This window comes from Enterobacteriaceae endosymbiont of Donacia vulgaris, from assembly GCF_012568445.1.
In the GTDB taxonomy this organism is placed as follows: Bacteria; Pseudomonadota; Gammaproteobacteria; order Enterobacterales; family Enterobacteriaceae.
Window position 1 is genome coordinate 1 of record NZ_CP046191.1, and the last position, 5,262, is coordinate 5,262.

The 5,262-nt window shown below is 20.7% G+C and carries 3 protein-coding genes; 1 reads left to right on the top strand and 2 read right to left on the bottom strand.

The features are described 5' to 3' along the window. Positions 1 to 2,736 (top strand): inverse autotransporter beta domain-containing protein, encoded by a 2,736-nt coding sequence (locus tag GJU01_RS02235; RefSeq protein ID WP_168868231.1) that lies wholly within the window; start codon positions 1 to 3, stop codon positions 2,734 to 2,736. Positions 2,737 to 2,773: 37 nt separating this feature from the next. Here GJU01_RS02235 and GJU01_RS02255 read toward each other — a convergent pair whose 3' ends face one another. Both GJU01_RS02255 and trfA read right to left on the bottom strand, forming a co-directional pair. Then, complete coding sequence (locus GJU01_RS02255) at positions 2,774 to 3,448, bottom strand: prephenate dehydratase domain-containing protein (RefSeq protein ID WP_211080609.1); 675 nt, start codon at positions 3,446 to 3,448, stop codon at positions 2,774 to 2,776. A 58-nt stretch (positions 3,449 to 3,506) separates the two neighbouring features. Further along, positions 3,507 to 4,370 carry a plasmid replication initiator TrfA gene (gene trfA / locus GJU01_RS02245; protein ID WP_168868230.1) on the bottom strand — a complete coding sequence of 288 codons (864 nt, stop codon included), beginning with the start codon at positions 4,368 to 4,370 and terminating at the stop codon, positions 3,507 to 3,509. Positions 4,371 to 5,262: the final 892 nt, after the last annotated feature.

Here is a 5,262-nt window from a genome sequence, read left to right on the forward strand (position 1 = left end):
ATGAAAAATAAAATGCAAAAAATAATAATAGCTATTTTTTTTACATGTCTTTTTATACCTAAAATTAATTCAATGACATTAAAAAAGAAATCTAGTGATGTAAATTTCTATATTTTTAAAAAAATGAAAAAAGAATACTTCTTTTTTATAAAAAAAGAAGAAAGAAGAAAAAGTGACACACTTACAAAAGAAATTCTAGAAAAAGAAAATTTATTTATTAAAAATAGTAGTATCTTTGATAAACCTTTATCTAAAACAGAAATTTTTTGGAATAATATAAAAAAACATTTAAACAACAAAAATTATTTAGATAATTATCAATTAAGTTCTTTTTTTGCAAAAAAAAAAATAGAAAATAAACAAAAAAATGCATTTTATTATTTTTTATTAACAAAAAAAAATTTTTTAAATAAAGAAGAATTTGTAGAAAATATAAAATCCATTATTATAGATAAATTTAATTACGAAATAAATAAAAAAGTTCAATCAAGTTTTTATAAGTTATTTAGTAAATTTAAAATAAATGGAAAAACTTCAATAAAAATCAAATTAGATGAAAATTTAAATTTTAATAATTCAGAAATTAGTTTTCTATTATCCTTAATAGAAAAAGATAATTATATTTTGTTCCTACAAAATAGTATACATAAGACTGATGATAGAAATCAAAATAATTTTGGTTTAGGTTTAAGAAAATTTTCTTTTGAAAATAATTATTTATTAGGAGTAAATAGTTTTTTAGATTATGATATTTCGTTAGAAAATACAAGATTAGGTTTAGGTTTTGAATTTTGGAAAGAATTTATTAAATTTAACATTAATATGTATTATGGTTTAAGTAGATGGTGGCATTATACTAATAAAGATACTTTAAATAACAATAAATTTTTTAATAACAATATAAACGATGATGAATTTTTTTCAAAACCAGCAACAGGATTAGATTTTAGAATTAAAGGATATTTTCCTAAAATCCCAGAATTAGTATTTAAAATAGATTATTCTAAATATTTTGGCAATATAGGGTTTAAAAGAAATGTTAATAAAAAAAATTATGAAAAAATATCTTCTATTCCCTTTTTTTCCTTCTCTATGGATTATAGTCCAATACCTCTTTTAACTTTCAATATCAAAAGGTTACAAACATTAGAAACAGGTAATTTTCAGTTTGGTATAAGTGTCAATTTAAATTTAAATTCTTCTTTTCATAATCAAGTACATACAAAAATTAATGATGTCTTTTCTTCATCTTACGATCATATATATGACTTTATAGAAAGAAATAATAACATAACATTAGAATATAGAAAAAAATATATAATTAAAATATTTGCAAAAAAAGAAATCTTGGGATTACCTAGAAGTCAACATTTTTTAAAAATGCATGTTAGTAATGTTAATTATATAAGTAACATATTTTTTTATATTAGTAATATTTTTTTATACAGAGGTGGATCAGTTGGATTATATAATAATAAAAATGATTATATGATACGTTTACCTAGTTATGATTTTCAAAATATTAGTAGTAATAATTATGTATTAAAAATTGTTGCTGCTGATGTCTTAGGTAATAAAGATGTATTTTATATGAGAATAAAAGTGTTACCTCCTTTACTAAATAAAAAATATTCAACTTTGAATATTTACCCTAAAAGAATATTAATAGATTCTTCTGAAAAGGCAAAAATAGTTTTTGAAGCAAGAGATCATGATAATGAATTATTGGCTAATTTAAAAGATGTTAGCTTTATTGTAGAAAGATTTTCTACATATGCTAAACATAATATTCATATAAGTCCTGTAAATGAAAATCCTAAAGGGACTTATTCTGCATTTATAACAAGTTCATCTTATGGATTTGCTTTATTAAAAGTAAAAGTTAATAATACAGTAATTAAAGACATTAGTGATACAGTTGAATTTATTGCCCCCTCCGTAGATAATATGGTTATAAAAATTGAGCCAAAAAATCTGACTGCAAAAGTTAGTGAATCAATTAAATTATTAATAATTGTTTATGATAAACATGGTAAAAAATTAAAATTTTCTGATGTTGAAATAAAAAAATTGATGGCAGTAGACCAACATGGTGAAGTTAGAAAAGATAGTGGAGAAATTCATATTGAAGACATTACACATAAAAAATCTTATGATGGTAAATATTTTTTCTTAACGACAGATAAAAATGGAGAATTAGAACTTAAAATATCAGATCCTCATGGTATTGGAGTTAAAACATATTTTAAAATTATTGCAAATAATTATGTTTCAAAAAAAATAGATTTAATTTTTACAGTACCTACAAGTCCTAAACATATTTTAGCCAAAATGTATGGTCATATGCCAGATTTTATCCTTTTTAATGGCATGAAATTTAAACGACCTACTTTAAGTGTTGAACGTCTTGGAGATCAAGTAAATCATTATTTAAATGAAGATTGGGCTAAGTTTACTTGGTTTAATGCAGAAGCATTCTGCAAATCTCAAAATGCTCGATTACCTACAAAAGAAGAATTAATAGCTTTTTATAATGCTCATCCAGGTGATGATTTGATAAGTAATTATGGATGGCCTATAGTTGAAAAATTTTTTAGTATGTTTTGGACTTCAACTCCTAAAATAAATATGTATTTTCCAGACCCATTACATTATCATGTTGATTTTGTTACTGGAAAAATTGATCAGGGGATTGTAGGAAATATCTTCCCTTTTATTTGTGTTGATGATAATTAATCATAAATTATATTGTTAATAACTATTTATTAATATGCTATTTTTTCCCTAAAACTAAAAAATGAGTTTGATTATCTATTTTATTTGTTATATTAGTTTTTATAATTTTTAACTTATAAAATTTAGCTGAAATTTTATTTCCTATAGCTGCCAAGTTTTTAAATGAACTTTTTTTGATATATTCCATAGCAAATGAAGAACTCGAACAATATTTTATTTCCCATTTAGGAAATTTATTCATAAAAATACTACATTGTTTAAATGGTTCAACATGACTAAAAACTTTTTTTATTTCATGTAAAGTTATATTTCTTTTATTAGTTACTAAACAATGTTTTATCGGTAATTTAAATTTTTTTTTTATATATAAAAAAAAAATATTACTTTTAAATAAAGTTAAAACTTCTTTTATTAATCCTGTACAATTATTGTATATAGGAATAATTGCAAAATTAATAATTCCAATTTTTAAGTATAAAAAAATTTCAGTAAAATTTTGACAACTTATATTAATAAGAGTTTTTTGAAAAAAAGTATTATTAATATAAGTTTTTACTGCTAAATAAGAATAACTACCCTTAGGACCTAAAAAAGCAATACTCTTATAATATTTTTTTTGAGGTTTTTCTTTTAGAAAATTTTTAATATTATAGTCTATAATAATATTATTATTTTTATCAGAAGAAATGTTCTGTTTAATAATTTTTGACATATTTTAAAATAAAGAAAATGATTTGATTTTATAATAACATAAATAAAAAAAAATAATCTTATTTTTTTATAATATGAACAATATCATTTTTATCTATCCAACATTTCCAGCCAGTTGCAAGGGAAACTTCATATAACGATTTTTTTAAAATTTGTCTAAATTTCCATAATAACAATATATGACTCCCACACAATTGTTTTAAGGTATTTACCTTATATGGTAAGGGATTATTATTATGAGAACAAAAAAAACAATGAATCCATTGTGATAATTGTTTACCTTTTAATTTTTTTCTTTCTTTTAAAGAAATAGCTGTCCATGTAGAATCTATAAAGAAAGATATTATATTTTTATTTAATAAAATAATATTTTTTTTTGTTTTATTATTTCTATACCATTCGTGTAATAAATGACCTATATAAAAATCATCTTTATAAGTTATTTCTATACTACAAATAGATAATCTAATTAAAGATGATTTAAGCCATTCATAATCTTTTTTTCCTGTATTTCTATCTATTGATCTTAAAAAAGAATAAGTAGAAAAGATTACTTTCTCTCCTAAAGGTACTTTAGTAAATAAATATAAGCATTCTAACCATACATCTAAATCAGATTGATCTAAGCTTTCACCTGTAAAACGTATAAAAAAACCATTTAATGATGTTTTTAAAACATTCTTTTCATATTTTCTATTACCCTTTTTTATTATTCCAAAAAGAGAACTACGTAATATAATATTGGGTATAGCCCTATTTTTTTTTGAAATATTAGGAAAATATTTTTTTACATTAAAGCTATTATTTTTTATATATTTAATTGATTTATAAAAAAATGATATATTTTTCTCTTTTTTTTTTTTTAAAATATTGCTCTTTTGAATTAATAATTTAATCCTATTATGAAATAATTTTTTACGCATTTAAAATTAAAGTATAACTTATATTTTATATAAAAAAACCACTATTTTTTGTATTTACTTTCTTTTTTTTTACTTAACTAAATACTTACATCAAGTATAAGTAAATGTGTAACAAAAAAAATGTAAGCTTAATAAAATAATACAATACCACACATATTAACATTTTATGTTTTGCTTGTCATTTTTTTATATTAATATGGGTGTAATACACAAAACTCATCTTTGAAAAAATTTTTTTTATTTTAAGCTTCCAATTATATTCATTATCTCAAAATATTAAAGTAAATAAATAAATACAAATCACTTACTTGCTATCTATGAGATTCTTTTATTCTTAGAATATATGAATGTTTAACACTTTATAATCTCAATGTCAATCAAAAAAATATTTATTTAACTAAAAATTTATTTTAGTCTACTAGTTTTATTTTTCAGTGTCAAGTTTTTTTTTTAAATATAAAAAATATCTATTAAATTTTTTAATAAAAAAATTTAATAGATATTAACTAAATCTCCCCTCTTTCTGAGATATTCCGAGGGATATCAAGTAGCAAACTCGGGATATCAAGTAGCAAACTCGGGATATCAAGTAGCAAACTCGGGATATCAAGTAGCAAAACTCGGGATATCAAGTAGCAAAACTCGGGATATCAAGTAGTAAAACTCGGGATATCAAGTAGCACCTATATATATATGTTTAATATATGTTTTTCTTTATAATCTTTTATATTCACTTATAAATATTTATAATTTTTTTTTAAATTAAATCTTGAAAAGAAAAAAAAAATGTGTATAATAAAAATCATATGAATGTTATTAAAATTTAAATAAAGTTTCGTCAAATAAAAAAATAAATCTTATAAAAATGGAGAAAAAGATCATAATTTTAAAA

Excerpts from the sequence above, each read along its gene's own strand:
- trfA (WP_168868230.1), bottom strand. The coding sequence starts at position 4,370 with ATGCGTAAAAAATTATTTCATAATAGGATTAAATTATTAATTCAAAAG.
- GJU01_RS02255 (WP_211080609.1), bottom strand. The coding sequence starts at position 3,448 with ATGTCAAAAATTATTAAACAGAACATTTCTTCTGATAAAAATAATAAT.
- GJU01_RS02235 (WP_168868231.1), top strand. The coding sequence starts at position 1 with ATGAAAAATAAAATGCAAAAAATAATAATAGCTATTTTTTTTACATGT.